The sequence below is a fragment of the Desulfobulbus sp. genome (assembly GCF_031547805.1).
Lineage (GTDB): Bacteria > Desulfobacterota > Desulfobulbia > Desulfobulbales > Desulfobulbaceae > Desulfobulbus.
The window spans coordinates 1-23,738 of the sequence record NZ_JAVBRQ010000020.1; the positions used below are offsets into that span (position 1 = coordinate 1).

Sequence of the window (23,738 nt, forward strand, 5' to 3'; positions counted from 1 at the left end):
AGCCTTTTCTTTTTGATATCATTAGGTATTTTCGCAAATCCAATGTATCGGAAAGCAAAAGGCTTTTCACGTTAAAACGACATTATTTCAAAAGGTTGAGCGTCAATTCTTCCTGGGCTACGGCAAAACCGAAACTTGAGAACAGGATCAATCTGATTTGTCTTGGGGTCAGAGACATGAAAAGATCTCTGAACTTTTATCGAAACATTGGGTTCAGCACCTATGAAAATGCGGAAAAACCGCCCATCGTTTTTTTCGACAATCAGGGCACCAAGCTGGAATTGTACCCTCTCGATGAACTGGCCAAGGATATAAACGCCGAAACCCCACCGCCGCTCTCGTCAGGCGGATTCGGCGGCATGACCTTGGCGTGCAACATGAAGTCCAAAGAGGAGGTCGATGCGGCCATGGAGAGGGTAAAACAGCATGGCGGAGTGGTCGTCAAACCGCCGCAAGATGTCTTTTGGGGCGGCTACAGCGGCTATTTTCAAGATCCGGATGGGTATTACTGGGAAGTGGCGTATGCCGCGTCTTGGCAATTCGACCGGAACGACATGCTGATTATCGAAGCCCGGAAGTGATCGCCAGCTCGAATCTTAACCCGGCATCATGGCAACGTCGGCATTCCAAGCCCTCAAACTGGCCGTTGTTTCGGCCGTCGGCTTGTCGAAAGACGCGCTCCACGTCTACGTCGGCCTCGCCGCTTTTCTCGCCACCGCGGTGGTATTGCGCAAACCACTTCGATCCGCAGTTCCCTGGCTTGCGGCCGTGGCCGTGGCCCTCGCGGGAGAAGCGCTCGACATGCGAGACGACATCGCCAGCTTCGGCCACTGGCGCTGGGCGGCAAGTGTGCACGATATCCTCAATACCGTCTTCTGGCCCACCGTACTCCTGCTTCTGGCAAAGTTCGGAGTACTCCGGAATGCGCAATGATCCCGGCCCCGGATGGAGGTGATATGCCCGCCATCCAAGCACATGTGGGTTTGATCGCCCGTTGCGGACTCTATTGCGGCGCCTGCGCATCCTACTTGAAAGGCAGGTGCAAAGGCTGCCACGAAAACTCGAAAGCCACCTGATGCCAAGTGCGTTCTTGTTGCGCCGACAAACGGATAGCAACCTGCGCGGATTGCGCCGAACTCACCGACCCGCGGGCCTGCGCGAAGTTCAACACCATCATATCCAAGCTCTTCGGCTTGGTGTTCAACACCGATCGCGCGGCATGCATCGCGCAAATCAAACGAATTGGTCGCGACGGTCACGCAACCGCCATGGCCGAGTTGGGAAGGTCGGCCCTCAAGCGCTCAACCTCGTCGCGAAGAATACACCTGAAGCCGAAACGATTCATGCGGGCTTGCGGACAAGGCACCAATGCGCGCAATCGTTGTTTCTCTCGATACGAAAGCCATGGGGCGCCCCTGCAGGGAACAGTCCTGTCTTTTCGAACTCTCCATTGAAAGGCCTTTTCGTGCCACGGATTGCAAACACTGCAATACGGCCAACGAACCAAGCAGGGGGAGATTGACCATTCTTGACCGGTGCGGAGATGATGAATAAAATGAAGGCATATTCCCGCTCCAGCTCATTTTACCTGTGATTGCACGACTTCTCTCCTGGTGGGAGAGACAGAGAAGGTCATCCGTTGCAACGGTTTTACCTTGAAAGCGATTGTCCATTGCTTTCGCAAAAGGCACACGCAATGCGGGCTGACTTTTCATTCAATAAAGTCGCAGGTGTTTTCCGGACAGCAGTTGGATAGTGCAATTCAACCTTAAGGAGAAACGTATCATGAAATTTTTCATTGTCGCGCTCTCGTTGTTAATGGCAAGCATGGCTCATGCTGCGGAAAACAGAGAGTTTCATGTAAAAAATGCGGAAGGCCTTGTGGAGATATGCGGAGTTTCCAAGGAGGACCCGCAATATGAAAAAGCCAAGGCTTTTTGCCATGGATATCTTGTCGGCGCCTATCAATATTACAATGCCACCGTGGAAGAAAAAGACCGATTCATTTGCTCATCCAATCAAAACATCTCGCTTTCCGAGGTGACGAACAGCTTTGTTGCCTGGGCGAAAAGACATCCGGAATATATGAAGGATCAAGCGGCGGATACGCTTTTCAGGTATCTGGGGGAAAAGTATCCTTGTGGCAGTGGCAAGTAGCGCCGAATGCGAATTTCATGTCAGGAGACCGATCATGAATCCTAAACCGATCATCATTTGTTGCTTAGTGGGTATGATGGCCATAACCGGTTGCGCGGGTATGACCGATACACAAAAACGCGTCACCACGGGAACGGCCATCGGCGGCGCGGCGGCGGGAATCCTTACGGGTGAATGGGGCTGGGCCGCTGCCGGTGCCGCTGCCGGCGCCGCTGGCGGCTACCTGTACGACAAGAGCAAGAAAAATGAGCAGAAAGCCTACCATCAAGGCTACAAGGACGGTCAGTCGAAAAAGACGAATTGATGCGCCTTGGTTGTGGCGGACGGCCGAACGGGACTCGGCGGCCGGCACCCGTATCGGGTGCCGCATCCCGTGTGTAAGCCTGCATCCCTTACTTGGCTTGGAACAGGTTGCGAGCGGGCTGGTTTCGATTTAATCGGGTAATCGTCTTTGTTTCGACGCTTTCCCCGTCCGATCAATTCGATCCGTTGAGCTATCCGCCCTTCGGTGGACGGCCGGCAAGCTCGGCGATGGCCCGGTTGGTGGCCGGGGCGGCGGGATGCGGCCGTTGCCCGTAGGCCAGGAGGTCAGCTGCGGTATCGATATCGCGCAGGGTCGGCAACAGGCGCACCGTGAGGCCGCAGGCCGCGCATTGCCGACTGGTTGCCGCCAGCACCGCCTCCGTGCTCCAGGGGATGCCGGCGAAAATCTCCGGTCGAAACCGCGCGCTCGTACAGCCGATGAGGCCGTAGCCGCCGTCGGCGGCCGGAACCAACACCACGTCGTGCGTGCCGAGCGCGGCAGCCGCAATGGCCAGGCTGGCGGCGTCGAGGCCGGGCAGGTCGCTGCCCGCCAACAGTACCCGTTCGATGCCGGCGGCAAAGCAGGCCGCAAAGGCGGCGGCCATCCGCCGGCCGATATCTCCTTCGCACTGTTCCCGCACCTCGGCCGCCCCGGCCGTCCACTCCGGCGGCAGTTCATCTGCGCTGGCGCCGTCGTGGTACAGATGCAGCGCCAGACCGCTGGCCCTGACCTGAGCAAGGATATCCGCCACCATGGCCCGATAAAGACGACAGGCAAAGCCCCCTCCCAACTCGGCGGCCAGACGGGTCTTCACCCGACCGGGCACCGGCACCCGCACGAACAGGACCACCACGATCGCGCCGCTATCAGCCATTACCCTCCCCTTGCCTCCGCCCGCGCCTCTCTCAATTGCGATGACCGGAAGGCGACGCCTGCTCGCCAGGTCATATCTGTCATTATATATTTACAGTTATACTGTCACAATATATAGTAAAAATCAGCGGTTCACTTTCATCAGCATTAAAAGGACTTTGTCCATGAACGCCAAGACATTTTCCCTGGACGAGCTGTGTTTGCTCACCGATTGCAGCAAACGCACGGTCCGCTACTACATTCAACTCGGCCTCGTTTCCCGTCCAGTGGGCGAAGCCAGGGCGGCCAGGTACACCGGCGAGCATCTGAGTCAGCTTCTGCGGATCAAAAAGCTGTCGGAGTCCGGGGTATCGTTGGAGCGCATTCGCGAGGTGCTGGCGGGCGAAGATTCTCCGGTTCCCCCCAGAGAACGGCATCCCGGAACGGTGGAGGTGCGCAGCCATATTTATGTCGCGCCGGGCATAGAAGTTCAGATCACTCCGGAAGAGGCGGGCATCAGCCCGGAGCAACTGCGAAAGTTCGTCGGGGAAGTCATGGCCCTCGCGAAGAGTATTTTGGGCGAGCGCGACAAAGATTCGCGGGGTTGAAAAGATTGTAGGCTGAAGTTCGATGGTAATCAGGGCTATAACTGGGGTGATTACCATCCCTCGCACTTTTTTTCCGGCAATACCCCCCGCTTTATTTTGACAGTTTAACTGTCATAATGTATATCACACAAAACAGACCATTGCCACCGGTGCCAGAGAGACTTTTCCCGTGAACTCCAAGAGTTTTTCTCCGTGCACCACCACACCCAAGACGTGCACACATCCCGGGCGAGGAAGATGATCACGGCACAAGACGCCAGCATCACTGGCACAAACGGAACCAAAATCGCTCTCAAATCCGTCCACATCGAAGGACAGGTTGACGGGCTGTTGGCGACCATGGCCATCACACAGCGCTACCGCAACGACAGCGGAAAGAAGCTGGAGATCGTCTATACTTTCCCCCTCGCCTGGGGAGCCACGCTTCTGGGCATGGAAGTCACCCTGGGGAACAGGCGGCTTCAAACCTGGGTCGTGGAAAAGAAAAAGGCGGTGGCACAATACGAAAAAGCCATTGACGACGGCGACGTGCCGGTGCTGGTGGAGGCTTCCGCGCCCGGTTTGTACACGACCAACCTGGGAAATATCGAGGACGGCGAGGACGTGACGGTGGAGCTGCGTTACGCGCAGTTGCTGCGGCTGGAACAGGGGCGGATTCGCCTGAGCGTCCCCTGTGTCTTGGCTCCCCGTTACGGGGATCCGCGCGGAAAAGGCGGCCTGGCCCAACACGAGACAACCACCCCCGATATTGCGGCGGAATACCCGCTGACCATCTCGATCTCCCTGCGGGGTCAGGCCGCCAAGGCCACGATCCAGTGCCCCAGCCATATGTTCAGCGTCAGGGAAAGGGAAAACGGCCTGGCCGTCCTCGTGAACGCGGAAGCCATGCTGGACCGCGACTTCATTCTTACGTTCGAAGAGATGGAGGAGCGTTCCTTTGCGCTGTTGTCGCCGGATTCCGGCAGATACATGATGCTGGCGGGCTTTTGCCCGAACCTTCCCGTGGCGCCGGAACCGCTCCGAATGAAAATTCTGGTGGACTGCTCAGGCTCCATGACCGGAGACAGCATCACGCAGGCGCGGCAGGCGCTGCGGCGCGTTCTTCGGGAACTGAAGCCCACGGACCATGTTTCATACAGCCGCTTCGGCAACACCGTCGTTCACGCGTGCGGTTGCCTGGTCCCTTGCGAAGAGGAAGCCTTGGAGCGCCTTGCCGCCGTTATGGACGATACGCAGGCGGACATGGGCGGAACAAAAATGGAGCAGGCACTCCTTTCGACCTTCAACGACATCTCCATGCCGGACGGCGACTTGTCTTCGCCCGCCCTGCTGCTCATCACGGACGGAGAAATCTGGAATATGGAAGAGGTTATCCGGGCCGCCCAGGTTTCGGGTCAGCGTGTATTCGCCGTGGGCGTGGGCAGCGCACCGGCGGAAAGCCTGCTCCGGCAGTTGGCGCAAAAGACGGGCGGCGCCTGCGAACTCGTCACTCCCAATGAGGATATCGGCGTGGCTATCGAACGCATGGTGCGCAGAATGCGCGGAGCCCCGGCATCCTCAATCGCTATCGACTGGAGGGACGAGCCGGTGTGGCAATCCGCCTTGCCTTCGCGCCTATACGCCGGAGAGACGGTGCATGCTTTTGCGCTGTTCGCTGCCGCGCCCGCGCGCCCTCCCGTGCTGCACTGGACTGTGGATGAGCAAAGCTGCCGGCTTGCCGCCGCGTCGGTCAGCCGGACGCACGATGACACCGTGGCCCGCCTGGGCGGCGCGCGGCGCATGACCGCAGCCGCAACGCCCGAGGAAACACGGGAGCTGGCCCTTACGTATCAACTGGTCAGTCAATACAGCTCGCTGCTGCTGGTTCATAAGCGGGACGGTGTAAAAAGCGCCGGGCTTCCCCTTCTGCATCACGTTCCCCAGATGATGGCCGCCGGGCATCAGGGATTCGGGTCGGTGAGGCAGTCTCGCCAGGTTTACCCCACCAGTGTGGTCCGTTCGCCGGAGTCGGGTAGCCGCCGTAGGGTCGACGAGGATCTGCTGGAAATGCCAGCGTTTCTCAGGAAGAGCGGGACTTTCCATTCGGATAAGCCCGGCCGGGGCGCCGGCCGTCTGCCGAATTGGAAGCGATATCCCGGCCGAAGCGGCCTGACCTATCAAGAGACGTTCACCGGCAACAAAAAATGCCTGGACTCTTTTTTCAAGGCCTTTGCCGAATTCAGCCCCACGCCGCTGGAACTGCTGCAAGAACTCGACAAAAACTCGCTTCAGGAAACGGACGGCCTACATGTGATGCGGCTGATCACAAAAGGCATAAACCAGCACCCCGGTCTGATCTTCAAGCTTGCGGAGATCCATGTAGGGCTGAAGCTGCCTGCTGAACTCGTCCTGGCGCTTTTGCTGGATTGGCTGCAAATCCGCTTCCACGATTCCTTCACCCTGTCGCGGCATGCTCAACGGCTGCTGCGGTCTCTGCTCAACACTATGCCGGACGAGGTGAAAAATGTTGCGGCCGAGGCCTTGGTGGAAGAATTTCTCCATGCCGCTGAATAGCGAGAGCTCTTACCAGGTTCATCCTCTGTATCCATGATAACGGCAAGGATGAAAATATGAAAAGAACCACTGCATTCATTTCTTGCATTTTCGAGAGTGACCCAACGGAGTGAAATGGATGCGGCTGGCCAAGGGATAGCTATGGAGCGGTTTTTCCAGTACCGATGTCGATCGATCAGAACAACCCACGACAACTGCTGGAGAACAACATGAAAACGCAAAGAAAAGTGAAGTATGCCAGGATTATCACCGTCGCCATGGCTCTGTTCCTATCCGGATGCGGCGCCAAGGTGCAAACCTTGGTGTATGACAAGCCAATTTCTGAAAATCAATCATTGATTTTAATCATACCATCTGCATATACAGTAACGAATTTTGATGGAGAACGCGTCAACTGGACTGCCTCTCCAGACGGGTTTTCTTTATTTGGAACGGATGCAGCAATAAGGCTACCATCCGGAAAGCACAATATTACATACAATTACTATCGACATACGCCAGACCTAACAACGTATGAGCATTATGGAAGCGGTGCCGTAGTACAAAGAACAACGCCTTCAACAACGACATCATTTGACGGGAACGTTACGATCAATATGGAAGCTGGTAAAAGATACAGATTTAAAGAGCGTGGAATTGTCGCAGAGACTAATGGTCAATATGATCAGTTACCATGACTGTCACCGGGATAAAAGGGGGAGGTTTTCCTCCTGCCAACATGAATCAATACAACAACCAGCTTTATGCGCGTCAGGGCGGCGGCAACGACGGTTCAGAAGCGGCTGTCGGCCGAACTCATTAAAATTACTCACGCAAGAATTCACAAGGACGGCAGCATCCTTTTTGGGGTGCTTTGCCGGAACGAGCGGAGCGACGGAAAGCTGCACGTCACCATTCTTGCCACAAACATGGGAATCAAGCCTCTGCAGATGAGAGAGGCGCGGTTCCTGAAGGAGGGGGGCTGATCTTCGAGTTCTCTCGCCACAACGGCCGGTTGAGAAAGCAAACTCTTTCTCGGCGCGAGAGCTGGTCAAGCGTCAGGGGCGTCTGCTGGAGCGGATTTTCCATCGGACGGCGTGACCAATTTCGCTCTCCCACTTTCAAGCCCGAACCAGGCGGCCAGCACCACCATAAACCAGAAAAAGCACAGTGCTCCGGCCAGAACGTCCATCGGCCAAAAATCGAGGCAGGGCGCGACCGGGCGGTCGTGCAGGCGCAAGAGCGGCGCTTCGTCCTCTCTCCGGTTCGGCCGCAGCCAGACATCGAGCAACAAAAAGGCCTGCCAAGCGTTCTCGCGCAACAGCCGGCCCAGGCGCAGGAAGATGCGCGCGGTTTGGGCCGGTCCCCAATCCTTGCGGACCATGGTCCACAGCAGCCCGAAGACCGGGCCGAGCAGCAGCCGGCCGGTTGCCGCCTGCACCCGGTACACGCCGGGGGCGCGGGCAAAAAACCGCTCTTCCCCGACCGCGTACATGCCCATCATGATCCCCATCAGCAAATAACGGCGAAAAAACCCTTCGCTCTCGAATCGCCGGGCCGACGTGGCGATCGTGCCGGGCAGGGTAAGCCATCGACCCTGGGCGCGGATCGCCGCGGCCAGGCGCTGGTCTTCGAGAAAGGGCAGACTGGAGTCGAAACCGCCGAGCCGCTCGAAGAAGGCGCGGGACAGCAGCATCCCCTGGTCGCCGTTGGTGGTGTGGGCCCGGTTGAGGCCGGTCTTGGCCTCCAGGAAGCGATAGGCCAGGTCGTGGCCCGGACGCGAGCGAAGAAAGCGCAGGCGGAAATGGCCGGCCACCGGAGGGTGATCCTGTTCCGCCCGGCGCAGGCAGGCCAGGGCGCGGGCCAACAGATCGGTGTCGTCCAGCCGCGAGTCGGCATGGAGAAAGAGCAGATAGCGGCCCAGAGCCCGGACGGCGGCGGCGTTCATCTGCGCCCCCCGGCCCCGCGCGGCCGGGATGAAGGCGGCCCCGTGCGCCCTGGCGATTGCGGCGGTGTTATCGGTGGAGCCGCCGTCGCCGACCAGCACCTCCAGCGCGAGCCCTCGCTGCCGGGCAAGATCGGCCAGCAGCACAGGCAGGGCCGCTTCCTCGTCGAGGGTGGGGACGATCACCGAAAGCAGGGGCAATTCGGCCGCCGCAATCCCTGGTTCAGCCGGCTGCACCGACGGCCCCCGACAGGCTCGCGGCCTCGCGATCGACCAGCCACAGCAGCCTGCCTTCCGGCCGGATCAGGTGCACCGGCAATGACGGCCGCTCCCCGGCCAGGGCGGCGCGCAGCATCTCGGCCTTGCCTTGGCCGCTCACCAGAAACACGGTCGTCCTGGCCCGGTTGAGCAGGGGCGCGGTCAGGGTGACCCGGACAAACGGCTCCTCGGTTCGGCCGGCCACCGCGGTCCAGCACTGCCTCTCGCCCAGGGCGGTGGAATCGGGCAGGAGCGAGGCGGTGTGGCCGTCGTCCCCCAGCCCGAGGAGCGCCAGATCGAAGCGAGGCAGGCTCTCGCCGAAAAATCGCCGCATCCGCTCGGCATAGTCCGCGGCGGCCTGTTCGGGCGCGGCAGCGCAGTCGATGGCATGCACCTGGTCGGGCATGACCGGCACCCGGTCGAGCAGCGCCCGGCGGGCCATGGTCTCGTTGCGGCGCGGATCGCCCGCCGGCAGGCAGCGCTCGTCGCCCCAGAAGAAGTGCACCCGGGGCCAGGGAACGCTGCCGGCCAACGGTTCCTCGGCCAGCAGTTCATAGGCGCGGCGCGGCGTTTCGCCGCCGGCCAGCAACACGCCGCACCGGCCGCTCTCGGCCACCGCGGCGCGCACCGTCTCGGCGAACAGTTCCGCCGTCGCCCGACCGAGCGCCGCCGCATCGGCGTACACCCGCACCTCGCCCCGCCCGCTCATTCCTGCACCGCCGAGGGTTGCAGCCAACTGTGCCGCTGCCGGGCCACCATCAGGTCGGCCGCTTCCGGGCCCCAGGATCCGGCGGCGTATTCGGAGAATCCGGCGGTCGGGACCGATTCCCACGCCTCCAGGATCGGGCTCACCGCCTGCCAGGCCGATTCGATCTGATCGGCCCGCATAAACAGGGTGGCGTCGCCGCGAATCACGTCGAGCAGCAGGGTTTCGTAGGCCTCCGGCGCCGGGGTGCGGAAGGCCTCGTGGTAGCGGAACCGCATCTCGGCCGTGCCGAGCAGCATCCGCGTGCCCGGCTGCTTGACCTGGATGCGGGTGCCGATCCCCTCTTCGGGCTGGATGCGGATGACAATCCGGTTGGGCTGCCAGCTCTCCACCGCGGCCGAGGGAAAAAACTGATGCGGCGGCTCGTGGAAAAGCACGTTGATCTCCGACACCTTGGCCGGCATCCGCTTGCCGGTGCGCAGATAAAAGGGCACGCCTTGCCAGCGCCAGTTGTCGAGGTGGAAGGTGAAGGCGGCAAAGGTCTCGGTGGTCGAATCCGGCGCGACCTTGGGTTCCTCGCGGTAGCCCCGCACATCCCGGCCGAGCACGATGCCCCGCCGGTATTGCCCCCGGACCGCCACCCGGTGGATCGCATCCGGATGAAAGGGCCGGATGGCTCGGAGCACGTCCACCTTCTTGTTGCGGACATCGTCGGCGGCAAAGGAAATCGGCGGTTCCATGGCCACCAGGCAAAGCAGCTGGAGGAGATGGTTCTGGACCATGTCGCGCAGGGCGCCGGCCCGGTCGTAATAGTCGCCGCGTTCCTCCACGCCCACGGTTTCGGCCACGGTGATCTGCACCTGGTCGATGTAGCGCCGGTTCCAGATGGGTTCGAACAAGGAGTTGGCAAACCGGAAGGCCAGGATGTTCTGCACCGTTTCCTTGCCGAGGTAGTGGTCGATCCGGTAGATCTGCGATTCGACGAACAATTCGCCGAGAAAGCGGTTCAGCTCCCGGGCCGAGGCCAGATCGCGGCCAAAGGGCTTTTCCACCACCAGGCGGTCGTGGGCGCAGTCGCGGCAGACCCCCAGCCGCTGGAGCATGGCCGCCGAGGGCTCCATCATCTGCGGCGGCACCGCCAGGTAGTGGATGCGGTTGGCGCGCAGGTCCCACTCCTGCTCGATGGCGGCCAGGCGGCCGTTGAGCGCCAGGCCCGAGGCGGGGTGGAGCACGTCCTCGGACAGATAGGACACTCCTCCGGCAAAGGCCCGCCAGCTGGCCTCGTCGACGATCCCGCGCCGGGAAAAGCTGGCCACGCCCTCCCGGAGGCGGTCGCGGAAGGCGTCGTCGTCCATCGGCCGCCGGGCCACGCCGACAATGGCGAACCGCTCGGGCAACTGGCGGTCCAGATAGAGGTTGTAGAGGGCGGGAATCAGCTTGCGCCGGGTGAGGTCGCCGGCCGCACCGATGATGACCAGGATGGTGGGCGGCAGGGATGCGGTCTGTGCCATATCAACCCTCCGCCGGCCGTTCGTGGTGGCCGCCGAACTGCGCCCGCAGCGCCGAGAGCAGCTGATCGGCGAAATCGCCCTGGCCGCGCGAGCCGAAGCGCTGGAACAGGGCGGCGCTCAGCACCGGCGCGGGCACGCCGGCCTCGACGGCGGCGTTGACGGTCCAGCGGCCTTCGCCCGAGTCGGAGACCCGGCCGGCGAAACCGGCCAGGGTCGGCTGTTCGGCCAGGGCCCTGGCGCTCAGGTCGAGCAGCCAAGAAGGGATCACCGAGCCCCGCCGCCAGAGTTCGGCGATATCGGCCAGGTTGAAATCGTAGCGGAAATGCTCGGGATGCGTCAGCGGCGCGGTTTCGGCGTCGCTCGCCCGGCCGGCGCTGCCGATGTTGGCGTGGCGGAGGATGTTGAACCCCTCGGCGTAGGCGGCCATCAGGCCGTATTCGATGCCGTTGTGGATCATCTTGACGAAATGGCCCGCCCCGCTCGAACCGCAGTGGAGATAGCCCTGCTCGGCGGTCGAATCCGCCGGCCGGCCGGGCGTGGGCGCCACCAGGCCGACGCCCGGCGCCAAGGCCTGGAAGACGGGATCGAGCAGCCGCACGGCCTCGGTCTCGCCGCCGATCATCAGGCAGTAGCCGCGTTCCAGCCCCCAGACGCCGCCGCTGGTGCCGACGTCGAGATAGCGGATGGAGCGGGCGCGCAGGGCCTCGCTGCGGCGGAGATCGTCCTGGTAGTGGGAGTTGCCGCCGTCGACCAGGATATCGCCAGCCTCCAGCAACGGCGCCACCTCGGCGACCACCCCGTCGACCGCGGCCGCCGGCACCATCAGCCAGACCACCCGCGGCGCGGCCAGGCGGGCGACCAGGTCGCGGTAAGCGGCCACCGCCACGGCCCCTTCGGCCACCAGCCCGTCCGCCGCTTCGGCCCGACGGGCGTACACCACGCAGGCATGTCCCCGGCGCAGCAGTCTCCGCACCATGTCTCCCCCCATCCTGCCAATTCCGATCATTCCCAGCTGCATGGTTGCCTCCGTTTCTCTTTTTCGTGGTTATGGGCGGACGTCGGACGGGCCGGCATCGGCCGGCTCGCGCCGCAGCCGGCGATGGATTCGGGCGCACAGGCGCTGGAACCCTTCTCCGTTCCGGTCGCGGGACCGCGCCAGATCGATGGCCCATTCCGCGCCGATGGCGCCGGACGCCCGATCCAGCAACAGCACCCGGTCGGCGAGAGCCACGGCCTCGCCCACGTCGTGGGTGACGAACAAGATGCTCTGCCGCCGGTACGACAGGCCGAGCAGCAATTCCTGCATCTCTTCCCGGGTCTGGGCGTCGAGGGCGGCAAAGGGCTCGTCCATCAGCAGCAGTCGCGGGCTGCGAATCAGCACCCTGGCCAGGGCCACCCGCTGCTTCATGCCGCCGGACAAGGCGTGGGGCAGATGGTCGCCGTAGCCCGCAAGCCCGACCAGGGCCAGCAGTCGTTCGACTTCCCGCTGCCGCCGCTCGCGCGGCCAGCCATCGCCGCCAAGGCCGAAGGCCACGTTCTCGCGCACGGTCAGCCAGGGAAACAGGGCATCCTCCTGGAAAACCATCGCCCGGTCCGGACCCGGCCGGCCGACGGCCCGCCCGTCCAGCAGGCATTGTCCTTGGGACGGCTTGAGAAAACCGGCGACGATATTGAGCAGGGTCGACTTGCCGCTGCCGCTGCGGCCGATCAGGCAGACCAACTCGCCCCGGCCCACGGTCAGGCCCAGGTGACGCAGCACCGAATCCGCCTGGCCATTGTGAATAAAATAATGCGAGAGGTCAACAAGTTCAAGAATCGGCTCCCCAGCCATGGCGTCCTCCGTCACCCCTGCCGCCGGGCGCTCTTGCACAGGCAGCGCACCAGCAGGACCAGCAGGCAGTCGCAGCCCCTGCCGATCAGGGCGATGAGGACGATGCCGGCGAGGATGAGATCGGTCTGGCCGGCCATGCGGGCGTCCATGATCGCCGCGCCCAGGCCGTCGGGCACCCCGGTCAGTTCGCCCAGCACCAGGTAGGCCCAGGAGATGCCCATGCCCAGCCGCAAGCCGGTGACGATATTGGGCATGGCCAGGGGCAGGAGGATGGCGAACACGCTCCGTGCCCCGGAAACGCCGAGCATGGCCCCGGCCTGGAAATAGATCGGCGGCGCCATTCGGGCACCGGTGAGGGCGTTCTGGTAGATGGGAAAAAAGGCGGCCAGGGCCACCAGGAACACCGTGGTCTTAAGGCCGATGCCGAACCAGATCAGGGCCAGCGGCAGCCAGCAAATGCCGGGCACGGCGCGCAGGCCGCCGACCATGCCCGCGGCCAGCCGGTCGACCGTGGCCAGGCGGCCGGAGCAGATGCCCAGGGGAATGCCCACAACCACGGCCAGGGAAAAGCCCAGCAGCACCCTGGACAGGGAGGCGGCGAGATCGCCGGCAAAACGCCCGGCATAAGGCCCCTGCCCGGCCGGGCCCCACACATATCGCCAGCCGGCATCGAACACCGCCGCCGGCGAGGGCAGCAGATAGCCCGGCACCAAGTCGAAGACGCTGGCCGCGCACCATGCCGCCACTACGGCCAGCAGCGGCAGTACAGCCAGGGCAAGGTCCTTGATCGCCATCCCGTTCCGCCCTCGTACCTACGGCCCCGCGACCGGCCGGCTACGGCCCACCCGCCGGTTCACGGCCGCACCTCGCGCTCGGCCTCGGCGACGAAACGAAGATCGAACAGCCGGTCATAGTCCGGCTGACGGTCGATGAAGCCCAGGGCCTGCATCCTTGCGCCCAGGTTCCTGGCCTTGCGGACGAAATCGGCATCCATCTTCCAGGCCAGCTCGATATTGTCCGCCGCCCGCTCCAGCACCGGACGCGGGGTGCCAAAGGCTTCGGCCGCCTGCAGCCAACGGTTTCGGTCGCGTTTGAGCAGTTCGGTGGCGCGGGCATGGGCGCCGACCAACTGCCGCACCCTTTCGGGGTGGCGGTCGATCATCTCGCGGGTGACCAGCATGGCGCCGTTGATCGTACCCACCGACTCGTCGAAATAGGGATGGCCAAGGATACGGCCGTAGCCCTGGGCCACGGACAGCGAGGGAAAGGGTTCGCCCGAAAGGAAGGCGTCGATCGCGCCTTGGGCCAGGGCGGTGCCCATGTCGAAGAAGTCGATCCGCACCAGGGTCAGGTCCCGGCCCGGGGCGAGGCCGCTTTGGCCCAGGGTTTCGCGCAACAGGATCTCGTGCATGGTGCCCGGCACATAGCCGACCCGCTTGCCCGCCAGATCGGCCACCTGTCGTATCGGCCCGTCGGCGCGGACCACCAGGGCCGAGCACTTGTTGCACAGGGCCGCGACCACCACCACCGGCTGATCCATGGCCGCCGATTGGATGGCATGGGCCAGGGTGGTCCCGGTCATGTCCAGGCTGCCGGCCAGCAGCGCGGTCTTCTGGTCCGCCGGATTGGTAAAGGGCGACACCGAAACCGTATCTTCTTTTGCCAGGAATTCCCGGTAGAAAAAGGGCTGAATGGTCTGGGCGGTCTTCCAGGTGCCCACCCGGTACCGGTCCGCCCGGACAGGTACGGACAGGCAGAGGGTGACCAGCAGGACCGAAGCGAGGATGGCGGTAACGGTGCGCATGGAGGTTCTCCTGGTTTGCTCATCAAGCGGTGCCGGCGCGTCCCGGCGCGGCCGTTCTTGCCGAGGCAGGGAGTGGCGCGTTTTTTTGCGGCCGGCGGTCACGAAAAACAATTCGACGGCAGGTCCGGATTCCACTCCATCTCGCGGAGCAGGACGGCGCATTGCCCATTTGAGTGGCCCCGGCCCTTGCCGGTGTCGGCCTGGCCGTCGCGCGGACTGGAGCCGACCTCGGGGAAGACCAGGTTGGCCCCGGCCACCAGCGACAGGCTGTGCGGCTCGTGGATGCAATGGGCCCGGACCGTATCGCCCATTACCAACCGGCTGACCGCCACGATCTGGGCCAGGCGCCGCTCGCTGATCATCCCGCAGGAGGTCTTAGGCGAGCCGGGAAAATTGATCCGCCGCATGACGCCGCTGTAGGTGGCCCCTTCCCGCCGGGCCAGCAGCATCAGCTCGACCATCTCCTCGGCGCTGTGCTCCGGCCCCACCGGTTCGACGCAGTTCATCCACTGCAGGCCGACATCGCGCAGCACTCGGACGGTCTGCAGGCGACGAGCCGGATCGAACGGGGTGTCACGGCCCTCGCCCAGGCGGATGGCATGGTAGAAGCCGACGAAGCCGGCCGCAAGCAGTTGTTCGCCCTCGGCATGGGTGATGTCGCGGGCATTGGCGACCAGCGGCACCCGCACCTCCCGCGCAAGCCGCCGGCCGATGGCCAGCAGGCGCTCGAAGGGAAAGGTGCCGGTGCTCATCAGGTTGAGGGCGTCCACGCCCTCGGCCTCGCCCTGCCGGGCCCAGGCCAGGATATCGTCCAGGGGAAAATCCATGCGCTCGCGGAATAGCCCGGCCCGCTTGGTCAGGGAGCAGAAGGCGCAGTCCATGGGACAGGGCTCGACATTGAGGCCGATGTGCATGTGCCGCTCGCCCTTGCGGCCGAAACGTTGGCGCGAAAGGTGGTTGGCGCAGGCCATCGTGGCGTAGGTCTCCGGGCTCTCCAGCTCCAGATGCATCAGCGCCAGGGCCTCCTCGCGGGAAATGCCGCCGCCGTCCCCGCCCTTACGGAGGATTTCCTCAATCTTCGGCCCGATCCGCCAACTCATGCTCGCTCCTTACGCTGAAGTAGGAAAACACCGTTTCGCCCGCCTCCCGGCAAAACCTCGTGCGACACACCCTGCCCGGTCCCGCCGCAGGATTCATGCCGACGGCCCCAGGGTACCCGATGCGCGCCGATCGCGCCACCAGCCGTACAGCGCCGGGATCAGGGCGAACAGGCCGAGCAGACCGAAGGCGGCCAGCACCCGGGGCGAGGCGATGGCGGCCACCGAATCGATGGCGGCCAGGCTGGCGCCGGCGTTGACGTAGACCAAGCCGCCGGGGACGATGCCGACCAGGGTGCCGCAGACAAAGGTGGACAGCGGCAGCCGGGTGAGGCCGGCGGCCAGGTTGATCAGAAAAAAGGGAAAGGCCGGCACCAACCGCAGGAAAAGCAGGTAGCCCAGGCCCCGGCGTTCCAATTCGCGGTTCAGGCCCTCCAGCCTGCCGCCGTAGCGGGACAGCACCGCATCGCGCAGGAGGTGGCGGGCGACCAGGAAGGCCAGGCTGGCGCCGACGGTTGCGGCCACGACCGCATAGGCCGTGCCCGCAACCGTGCCGAACAGGGCGCCGGCGGCCAGGGACAGGATGGCGGCACCGGGCAGGGACAGCGCGGTCTGCGCCACATAGATCGCCATGAAGCCGGCCACGGTGGCCACCGGATGGGCGGCCTGGAAGGCCGCCAGCGTCTGGCGGTTGGCCTTGAGCGCGTCCAGGGTCAGGAACCGGCCGAGGTCGAAGGTGAAAAAAACCGCCAGCACCAGCAGCCCGGCCGCCGCCACCGCCAGCCGGCCCCGGTTCATGGTGTCCTCCGCTTCGCCGGTGGGACCAGGGGCAGCCGCAGCAGGGCCCACAGGCCCAGATCTTCTTGGTTGCGCCACGCCGCCAGCCCGAGCCGCATGGCCTCGTGGCCGTCGCGGGGTTGGGCGGTGTAGCTGCCGAACAGCCGGTCCCACCAGGCCAGGTTGAAACCGAAATTGCTGTGGGTTTCTTGCGCCAGGATCGAATGGTGCACCCGGTGCATGTCCGGGGTGACCAGCACCAGGCGCAGCCACCGGTCAAGGCCGGGCGGCAAGTGCAGGTTGGCGTGGTTCCACATCGAGCAGGCGTTGAGCAGGATCTCGAAGGCCAGCACCGACAACGGCGCGATCCCCAACAGGGCCACGACCGCCATTTTGAGCAGCAGGGAAAGCAGGATCTCGACCGGGTGGAACCGGGTGCCGCTGCTGACGTCGAGTTCCAGGTCGGTGTGGTGCATCCGGTGCAGCCGCCAAAAGAGCGGCAGGCGATGAAACAGGCGGTGCTGGGTGTAGATCAGTAGGTCGAGCGCGAGCAGGCTGGCCGCCGCCTCGAATGTCGCTGTCAATCCGAGCAGGGGCAACAGGCCCCAGCCGCAATCCTGGAGCTGGAGCGCCAGGGCGAACGGGGCAACCGGCAACAGCAGGCGCGCCGCCAGGGCATCAAGGCCGACGATGGTCAAATTGATGCGCCAGCGCCGGCTGCGGCCGATTTCCCGCCTGCGGCGGGGCCAACGGTGTTCGGCCAGGGCCAGGATTGCAAAAAGCGCGGCAAAGACCGCCAGGCGCAGGAGGTCGGGATGGATGGGCACAGGGGTGTTCATCGTCGCTGCCAGCGCAGCCAGCCGGCCAGGAGCGTTTGCACCGGCCGGGTCAGGCGGGTGCGGTTGTAGGCGTCGGCCAACTTCCTGATCGCCTCGGCCTGGGTCGGATAGGGATGGATGGTGCGGCCGATGGCGTCGATGCCCAGGCCTGCGGTGATGGCCAGACTCAGCTCGCCGATCGTCTCGCCGGCGTGGCGGCCGACCAGGGTGGCGCCGAGGATCGTGCCCGAATTTTTGCGCAGGTGCACCCGGACGAATCCCTCGGTTTCGCCGTCGAGCACGGCCCGGTCCACGTCCGCAAGCTCCACGGTCAGGGTGGTGGCGGCGATGTTGCGCGCCTGGGCCTCTTGCCCGTTGATGCCGACCTGGGCGATTTCGGGGTCGGTGTAGGTGCACCGGGGCACCACCAGACGGGAAACCTTCCGCCGCCCCTTGAACAGGGCGTTGGCCAGGAGGATGCGGGCCTGGGCGTCGGCGGCGTGGGTAAACTTGCAGGGCGAGCAGATGTCGCCGGCGGCGTAGACGCGCGGATTGGCGGTCCGCAGCCGGTCGTCCACCCGCACCCCGGCCTCGGTGCTGGCGATGCCCACCGCCTCCAGGCCGAGCCCTTCCAGGTTGGGCACCCGGCCGGTGGCCACCAACACCGCATCCGCCTCGATCAAAGGCGCCTCGTCCGCTCCGGCCAGATACAGCAGATGGGTGCCGTCACGGCTGCTCACCCGCGCCACCGCGCTGTTCAGCCGCAGGTCGATCCCTTCACGGACCAGGACGGTCTGCAGGAGGACGGCGGCATCGGTGTCCTCGCGTTCCAGGATCCGGGCGCCGCGGTGGATAAGGGTCACCCGGCTGCCGAACCGGGCAAAGGCCTGGGCCAGTTCGCAGCCGACCGGCCCGCCGCCGATCACCGCCAGGCGCGGCGGCAGTCGGCTGAGGGTGAACACGGTTTCGTTGGTGAACGGCCGGGCCTCGGCCAGGCCGGGAATGGGTGGGATGGCCGCCCTGGTCCCGGTGCAGATCGCCGCCCGGTGGAAGAGCAGTTGCCGGCCCTCCACCTCGACGCAATCGCGGCCGGCAAACCGCGCCTGGCCGAAAAAGACCTCCACCCCCAGCTCGTCGCGGAAACGACGGGCCGTATCGTGGCGGCCGATGCCGGCCCGCAGGCGGCGGATGCGCTCCATGACTGCCGCGAAATCGCAGTCGGCCCGATCGGCCCGCACCCCGAAGCGGCCGCCGTTCCGGACATCGGCCAGGGCCCGTGCCGCCCGGACCATCCCCTTGGAAGGCACGCAGCCGGCATTGAGACAATCGCCGCCCATGAAGGCCCGTTCGACCAGCGCCACCCTGGCGCCCAATCCAGCCGCACCGGCGGCGCACACCAGGCCAGCGGGACCGGCACCGATCACCACCAGGTTATAGCGGCCCGACGGCACCGGGTTCACCCAAGCCGGAGGCCGGACATCGGCCGCCAGGGCTTGATCGTGGGGATCGTCTGCCAGCAGGTTCGGGTGAAAGTTCATGACCGCGCTCATTTTGGTCGATGAAGGTGGACGCTCGTTCCGAGCGTTATTTAAACAGCCGGCTGAATTCGCCCAAGCCTTCTTTTTCCAGGTTTTCGGCGGGTACAAACCGGAGCGCGGCCGAATTGAGGCAGTAGCGGAGGCCGGTGGGCGGCGGCCCATCGTCGAACACATGGCCGAGGTGGGAATTGCCCCGCTTGCTCCGCACCTCGGTCCGCACTGCGAACAGGCTGCGGTCCTCGTGCTCCACGATGTTGTCCGGCACCAGCGGCCGGATGAAGCTCGGCCAGCCGGTGTGCGAATCGTACTTGTCGATGGAGCTGAACAGCGGCTCGCCGGAGACGATGTCTACATAGACGCCCGGCCGCTTGTTGTCCCAGTAGGCGTTGTTGAAAGGCGGCTCGGTGCCGTTTTCCTGGGTGACCTTGTACTGCATCGGGGTCAGCCGGTTTTTCAGGTCGGCGGCTGCGGCCACGTCGGTCTTGGCATTTTTCCAGGTCGCCTCAAGAAAATCGTCACGCCCGGAGCGGGAGCGGTAGTAGGTGTAGCGGATCGGATTGTTCTTGTAATAATCCTGGTGATATTCCTCGGCGCGGTAGAAAACCGGGCCCGGGAGGATCGGGGTCACGATGGGCTTTTTGAAAATGCCGCTGGCCGCCAACTCCTTTTTCGAGGCCTCCGCCGCCTCGTGCTGCTGCGGGTTGTAGGTGAAGATGGCGGTGGTGTAGGCATGGCCCCGGTCGACGAACTGGCCGCCGTTGTCGGTGGGATCGATCTGGCGCCAATAGGTCGCCAGGAGCTGCCCGTAGCTCACCACCTGGGGATCGTAGACCACCTGCACCACTTCGATGTGGCCGCCGGCCGCGTAGTTTTCGTAGGTGGGATTGGCGGTGGTGCCGCCGGCGTAGCCGGATTCCACCGACACAACGCCCTTGAGCTGTTCAAACGGTTTTTCCATGCACCAGAAGCAGCCCCCGGCAAACAAGGCCCGTTCGGTGTTCCGCGGCGCCGGGGCCGGAAGCGTGGCGCCGGATTCTTCGGCGGCGCCGCTGTTGTTCCGCCACGCCGGGATTGCCACGGCCAGGCTCGCCAGCATGCCGACCAGGGAAAAAATGGTCAGGACTTTCATCGTTTCCTCCAGATGGTTGTCTTATCCCCCCCTCGGACAGACCGGAAACGCCGGGCGGGCGAGCCGGTTCACCGCCTTTGTGGTAGACGGTTTATCGCGTCGGACCTTGGCGCAAGGTGGTGGCCTGCGGCCGTTTCGTCCGCTGGCGCCCCTGACCACGCAACCAACTGAAAACACGATAAAGATTGAAACGATACAATGTAAAAAAATCGCGAAAACGCCGCGTGGTCGCGCAACCGGACAGGCGGCGGCAGGCTACTGCTTGCATTGCTTGCCCTGATTTCCCTCGAACTTCAGCCAGGTCCCTTGCGGAAAATCGGCGTTGTTCTTTACGGCTATGGGCGCGGGTGCCGATTAACAACAATGAGAGCTCTCACCGCGTTCGAGACGGCCAGGTGCCCCGCGTTGTCGCTGTGCCGCATTTCCACGTGGAACAACTCGGTGGCCCGGATGAGGCCACCCAATTTCCGGTATCCGCGATGATGATGGGGGAAAAGGAGGCGGTGTTGGAGATATATTGGCCGGCCCGGCCGATCATGGAGGCGCCGGTGGCGATCCTGCGGTCTCTTTCCATCCGTCCCTCCTGAAGCGACCGGGCTTGCCGGCCGCGATCCGCCCCTAGCCCAGGGCGACGTCGAGGATCATCATGGTGGCGAATCCGGCCAGGGTGGCCATGGTCACGAAGTCGATGTTGGCCTGCTTGCGCTGGGATTCGGGAATCAATTCCTCGACCACCACGAAAATCATGGCCCCGGCGGCAAAGCACAGCGCATAGGGCAGCACGTGCTGCATCTTGAGGACAAAGCAGGCACCGAACACCCCGGCGATCGGCTCGACCACTCCGGAGGCCTGCCCCAGGAAAAACGACCGCCCGCGGCTTAAGCCCTCGCGCCGCAGGGGCAGGGACACCGCCGCGCCCTCGGGAAAGTTCTGCAGGCCGATGCCGATGGCCAGGGCGATGGCCCCGCCCAGGGAGGCCGAGGGCAGATCCGCCGCCACCGCGCCGAAGGCCACGCCCACCGCCAGCCCCTCGGGAATGTTGTGGAGGGTGATGGCCAGCACCAGCAGGGTGGAGCGCTGCCACGAGGTCTTGATGCCTTCGCTCTCCTCCATGCCCAGGCCGGGATGAAGGTGGGGCAGGAACTTGTCGGTGAGGCGCATGAAGATGCCGCCGCCCATGAAGCCGATGGTGGCGGTCAGCCAGGGGACATGGCCCAGTTGCTCGGCCATCTCGATTCCCGGCGCCAGCAGCGACCAGAAGCTGGCGGCGATCATCACCCCGGCGGCGAAGCCGAGCATGCCGTCGAGCAGCTTCGGGCTGATCTCCCGTTGCAGGAACACCAACGCCGCGCCGGCGGCGGTCACCCCCCAGGTGAACAGGGTCGCCAGCAGGGCCTGCACGATCGGATTGAACTGTTGGATCGACTCAATCATACCCACCTCGGCTCCATTTCGACGCGGCCGGCGCCGCCGGGCGCACCGGCCGCGAGCGTTTGTCCGGTCAGCGCTTCTTCTTCGGCTTGTCCAAATAGTCGATGCCCTGGTCGTGGAGTTCCTTCAGCTTGGCCTCGACCCGGTCGCACACGGTTTTCAGCACCTTGATCCGGGCGAAATTCTTGCTGTTGGCCTCCACCAGGGTCCACGGCGCCACCAGGGTGCTGGTGCGGTCCACCATGTCGCAGACCGCCTGCTCATACTGTTCCCACTTTTCCCGGTTGCGCCAGTCCTCGTCGGTGATCTTGAAATTCTTGAAGCCGGTCTTCTGCCGGTCCTCGAACCGCCGCAACTGCTCCTCCTTGGTGATGGCCAGCCAGAACTTGACCACCAACAGGCGGTGGCGCACCATCTGCGCCTCGAATTCGTTGATTTCGCTGTAGGCCCGCATCCAGTCGAACTCCGAACAAAAGCCCTCGACCCGTTCCACCAGCACCCGGCCGTACCAGGAACGGTCGAAAACTGTCACCCGGCCCTTGCGCGGCAGGTGCCGCCAGAACCGCCACAGATAGGGTTGGGCGCGCTCCTCCTCGGTGGGGGCGGCGATGGGAATGACCTGGTAGTAGCGGGCATCGAGCGCACCGGTGATCCGGCGGATGCTGCCCCCCTTGCCGGCGGCGTCGTTGCCCTCGAACACCGCGATCACCGACATGTACTTGAATTTGGGGTCGCGGGTCAGCTCGTTGAGCCGGCCCTGCAGTTTGTCCAGCTTGACTTTGTAGTCCCGCTTGTCGATCTTCTGGGTCATGTCCAGGGTTTTCAGCAGGTGCAAGTTGTCGATGGGCGGCATCAGGGGCGGGGCCACGGTCCGGGGCGGCGGCACCGTTTCCAGTTCCAGCCGGTCCCGGATGGCCTTGAGGATCACCTTGCCCACGGTCAGGCTGCGGTAGCACGCGTCCTCGCCCTCGACGACCAGCCAGGGGGCCTCGGCGGTGCTGGTGAAGCGGATGACCTTCTCATGCACGGCCTGGAAGGTGTCGTACTGCTTGAAGCGCTTCCAGTCGCGCTTGGTCACCTTCCAGCGGGTCAGGGGATTTTTCTCCAGTTCCTTGAACCGTTTCTCCTGCTTGGCCTTGGACAGGTGCAGCCAGAACTTGAGCACCAACGCGCCCTCGTCCACCAGCATCTTCTCCAGTTGCACGGCCCGCTCCAGGCTTTGTTCGAGATCGGCGTCCTTGGTGCGGCCGTTGACCCGGTTCAGGATCGGCCAAGTGTACCAGGAACCGAGGAAAACGCCGATCTTGCCCTTGGGCGGCAGGGCCCGCCAGAAGCGCCACATCATCGGCCGGTCGAGTTCCTCGTCCGAAGGTTCGCCCATGCCGTGGGTCTGGATGTGGCGCGGGTCCATCCACTCGTTGAGCAGGTTGACGGTGGCGCCACGGCCGGAGCCGTCCAGGCCGCCCACCAGGATGATCACCGGGAAGGCCGTCGATTTCGCCAATTCCAGCTGGACCTCGAGCAACTCCTCCCGCAGGGCGGGCACCTCTTTCTCGTACGCCGATTTCTTGATCTTGTGGCCTAATTCCGCTGATTCGAACATCGTTGTCTACCCTCCCTAAAACCGCGGCCGCCGGTGCTCTCCGGTCCGGGGCCGCGTGGTTCACCTTGGTTCGATTCTGGCATCGATCGGCACCTGCCGCAGGTTGCCGGCAAAATAGCCGTCGACGATCCGTTGGTCCGCCTCGAAGGCATAGTCGACGCCCCCGTGCGCCCGCCGATCGATCCACTTCAACTCCTCCAGGTCGTCCCCGGGTTCGGGCCGGCCTGCCAGCGCCTCGCCGAGCAGCACGATCACCAGGGTATGGTGACAGTCGTCGAGATGGTTGGACACCACGTTGACGATGCCCTCGATCCGTACCGCCAGCCCGGTTTCTTCCCGAACCTCGCGATGGGCGGTGTCGATGAACGACTCCTCGTACTCGATGTAGCCGCCGGGCAGGCACCATTTGCCGCCGTAGCGGGCCGTGGCCCTGCGCCGGCCGACGAGGATTTCCCCGGCCGGCGACTTGACGAGCATGACGATACCAGGGGCGGGGTTGAGATGATGGACATACCCGCATTGGCCGCATCGCTGCCGCTCGAACCTGGCCAACGCCCGGTCGGCGAAGCGAAGGCCGCACTGCGGACAATGCCGGAGCCGCCGGTTGTTGCCGGCCAGCGGCCCGGAATGACTGAACACCTGATACAGATTCACCCCTCTCCCTCTCGAGGCTTTTCCGGGTTGCGTCCCTTTCGGTAACCTTTGTTGGTTGCGCCGATTTTTGCAATCATTATTTGCAGATCCACGCCGGGAGCCCCATAGTTTGCCGATGGCGGGGCGATAAGGCTTGTCCTGACCGCATCCCATGGGATAGACTTGGCCCTCTGCCTTGCCGTC

Annotated in this window: 24 protein-coding genes; 8 read left to right on the forward strand and 16 right to left on the reverse strand. The window is 64.0% G+C overall.

The genetic code is table 11. The features are described 5' to 3' along the window. Window positions 1-176: 176 nt before the first annotated feature. The 4 genes from RMR13_RS07255 to RMR13_RS07270 all read left to right on the forward strand — a co-directional run bounded on the left by RMR13_RS07255 (window position 177) and on the right by RMR13_RS07270 (window position 2,461). Window positions 177-581: a VOC family protein gene (locus RMR13_RS07255; RefSeq protein WP_409070275.1), complete on the forward strand. Its 405-nt coding sequence runs from the start codon at window positions 177-179 to the stop codon at window positions 579-581. A gap of 28 nt (window positions 582-609) precedes the next feature. Continuing rightward, on the forward strand, window positions 610-933 hold the full coding sequence (locus RMR13_RS07260; RefSeq protein WP_310599974.1) for a hypothetical protein: 324 nt from the start codon (window positions 610-612) through the stop codon (window positions 931-933). An 852-nt stretch (window positions 934-1,785) separates the two neighbouring features. Beyond that, window positions 1,786-2,157, forward strand: a complete 372-nt coding sequence (locus tag RMR13_RS07265; RefSeq protein WP_310599975.1) for a Rap1a/Tai family immunity protein — start codon at window positions 1,786-1,788, stop codon at window positions 2,155-2,157. A gap of 34 nt (window positions 2,158-2,191) precedes the next feature. After that, on the forward strand, window positions 2,192-2,461 hold the full coding sequence (locus RMR13_RS07270) for a hypothetical protein (protein ID WP_309411543.1): 270 nt from the start codon (window positions 2,192-2,194) through the stop codon (window positions 2,459-2,461). Window positions 2,462-2,651: 190 nt separating this feature from the next. On the opposite strand, the gene RMR13_RS07275 is transcribed toward RMR13_RS07270, so the two are convergent. After that, a complete protein-coding gene (locus RMR13_RS07275) occupies window positions 2,652-3,335 on the reverse strand; it encodes a TIGR04282 family arsenosugar biosynthesis glycosyltransferase (protein ID WP_310599976.1) in 684 nt (227 codons plus the stop codon). Between the two features lie 163 nt (window positions 3,336-3,498). Between RMR13_RS07275 and RMR13_RS07280 the strand changes: the two genes are divergently transcribed. The 3 genes from RMR13_RS07280 (at window position 3,499) to RMR13_RS07290 (ending at window position 7,151) form a co-directional block, all read left to right on the forward strand. Beyond that, window positions 3,499-3,921 (forward strand): MerR family transcriptional regulator, encoded by a 423-nt coding sequence (locus RMR13_RS07280; RefSeq protein WP_310599977.1) that lies wholly within the window; start codon window positions 3,499-3,501, stop codon window positions 3,919-3,921. Between the two features lie 237 nt (window positions 3,922-4,158). After that, entirely contained in the window at window positions 4,159-6,474 is a 2,316-nt protein-coding gene (locus RMR13_RS07285; protein WP_310599978.1) for a VIT and VWA domain-containing protein, read from the forward strand. A gap of 209 nt (window positions 6,475-6,683) precedes the next feature. After that, on the forward strand, window positions 6,684-7,151 hold the full coding sequence (locus RMR13_RS07290; RefSeq protein ID WP_310599979.1) for a hypothetical protein: 468 nt from the start codon (window positions 6,684-6,686) through the stop codon (window positions 7,149-7,151). A gap of 353 nt (window positions 7,152-7,504) precedes the next feature. Here the strand turns inward: RMR13_RS07290 and RMR13_RS07295 are convergent, their stop codons facing one another. The 12 genes from RMR13_RS07295 to msrB form a co-directional block, all read right to left on the reverse strand. Then, entirely contained in the window at window positions 7,505-8,635 is a 1,131-nt protein-coding gene (locus tag RMR13_RS07295) for a TIGR04283 family arsenosugar biosynthesis glycosyltransferase (RefSeq protein ID WP_310599980.1), read from the reverse strand. Continuing rightward, the gene (gene pgl / locus RMR13_RS07300; RefSeq protein ID WP_310599981.1) at window positions 8,622-9,365 is read right to left on the reverse strand and encodes a 6-phosphogluconolactonase; all 744 of its coding nucleotides are present in this window, start codon (window positions 9,363-9,365) and stop codon (window positions 8,622-8,624) included. The genes RMR13_RS07295 and pgl overlap by 14 nt, the downstream gene beginning before the upstream one ends. After that, entirely contained in the window at window positions 9,362-10,873 is a 1,512-nt protein-coding gene (zwf, locus tag RMR13_RS07305) for a glucose-6-phosphate dehydrogenase (protein WP_310599982.1), read from the reverse strand. Before zwf ends, pgl begins: the two co-directional genes overlap by 4 nt. Before the next feature lies 1 nt (window position 10,874). Next, window positions 10,875-11,891, reverse strand: a complete 1,017-nt coding sequence (gnd, locus tag RMR13_RS07310) for a phosphogluconate dehydrogenase (NAD(+)-dependent, decarboxylating) (RefSeq protein WP_310599983.1) — start codon at window positions 11,889-11,891, stop codon at window positions 10,875-10,877. 27 nt (window positions 11,892-11,918) lie between these two features. After that, entirely contained in the window at window positions 11,919-12,704 is a 786-nt protein-coding gene (locus RMR13_RS07315) for an ABC transporter ATP-binding protein (RefSeq protein WP_310599984.1), read from the reverse strand. Between the two features lie 11 nt (window positions 12,705-12,715). Continuing rightward, window positions 12,716-13,498 (reverse strand): ABC transporter permease, encoded by a 783-nt coding sequence (locus tag RMR13_RS07320; protein ID WP_310599985.1) that lies wholly within the window; start codon window positions 13,496-13,498, stop codon window positions 12,716-12,718. A 59-nt stretch (window positions 13,499-13,557) separates the two neighbouring features. Continuing rightward, complete coding sequence (locus RMR13_RS07325; protein WP_310599986.1) at window positions 13,558-14,508, reverse strand: NrtA/SsuA/CpmA family ABC transporter substrate-binding protein; 951 nt, start codon at window positions 14,506-14,508, stop codon at window positions 13,558-13,560. 98 nt (window positions 14,509-14,606) lie between these two features. Beyond that, the gene (locus RMR13_RS07330) at window positions 14,607-15,608 is read right to left on the reverse strand and encodes a hypothetical protein (RefSeq protein ID WP_310599987.1); all 1,002 of its coding nucleotides are present in this window, start codon (window positions 15,606-15,608) and stop codon (window positions 14,607-14,609) included. A 93-nt stretch (window positions 15,609-15,701) separates the two neighbouring features. Beyond that, window positions 15,702-16,403 carry a TVP38/TMEM64 family protein gene (locus RMR13_RS07335; RefSeq protein WP_310599988.1) on the reverse strand — a complete coding sequence of 234 codons (702 nt, stop codon included), beginning with the start codon at window positions 16,401-16,403 and terminating at the stop codon, window positions 15,702-15,704. Next, window positions 16,400-17,221 (reverse strand): sterol desaturase family protein, encoded by an 822-nt coding sequence (locus RMR13_RS07340; RefSeq protein WP_310599989.1) that lies wholly within the window; start codon window positions 17,219-17,221, stop codon window positions 16,400-16,402. The genes RMR13_RS07335 and RMR13_RS07340 overlap by 4 nt, the downstream gene beginning before the upstream one ends. After that, window positions 17,218-18,738: a mercuric reductase gene (locus RMR13_RS07345; protein WP_310599990.1), complete on the reverse strand. Its 1,521-nt coding sequence runs from the start codon at window positions 18,736-18,738 to the stop codon at window positions 17,218-17,220. The genes RMR13_RS07340 and RMR13_RS07345 overlap by 4 nt, the downstream gene beginning before the upstream one ends. A gap of 46 nt (window positions 18,739-18,784) precedes the next feature. Then, entirely contained in the window at window positions 18,785-19,867 is a 1,083-nt protein-coding gene (msrB, locus tag RMR13_RS07350; protein WP_310599991.1) for a peptide-methionine (R)-S-oxide reductase MsrB, read from the reverse strand. A 428-nt stretch (window positions 19,868-20,295) separates the two neighbouring features. Here msrB and RMR13_RS07355 point away from each other — a divergent pair, with 428 nt between their 5' ends. After that, on the forward strand, window positions 20,296-20,454 hold the full coding sequence (locus tag RMR13_RS07355; RefSeq protein WP_310599992.1) for a hypothetical protein: 159 nt from the start codon (window positions 20,296-20,298) through the stop codon (window positions 20,452-20,454). A gap of 31 nt (window positions 20,455-20,485) precedes the next feature. Here the strand turns inward: RMR13_RS07355 and RMR13_RS07360 are convergent, their stop codons facing one another. The 3 genes from RMR13_RS07360 to RMR13_RS07370 all read right to left on the reverse strand — a co-directional run bounded on the left by RMR13_RS07360 (window position 20,486) and on the right by RMR13_RS07370 (window position 23,555). Next, a complete protein-coding gene (locus RMR13_RS07360; RefSeq protein WP_310599993.1) occupies window positions 20,486-21,301 on the reverse strand; it encodes a ZIP family metal transporter in 816 nt (271 codons plus the stop codon). A gap of 67 nt (window positions 21,302-21,368) precedes the next feature. Beyond that, window positions 21,369-22,901 (reverse strand): polyphosphate:AMP phosphotransferase, encoded by a 1,533-nt coding sequence (pap, locus tag RMR13_RS07365; protein ID WP_310599994.1) that lies wholly within the window; start codon window positions 22,899-22,901, stop codon window positions 21,369-21,371. 60 nt (window positions 22,902-22,961) lie between these two features. Then, on the reverse strand, window positions 22,962-23,555 hold the full coding sequence (locus RMR13_RS07370) for an NUDIX hydrolase (protein ID WP_310599995.1): 594 nt from the start codon (window positions 23,553-23,555) through the stop codon (window positions 22,962-22,964). Window positions 23,556-23,738: the final 183 nt, after the last annotated feature.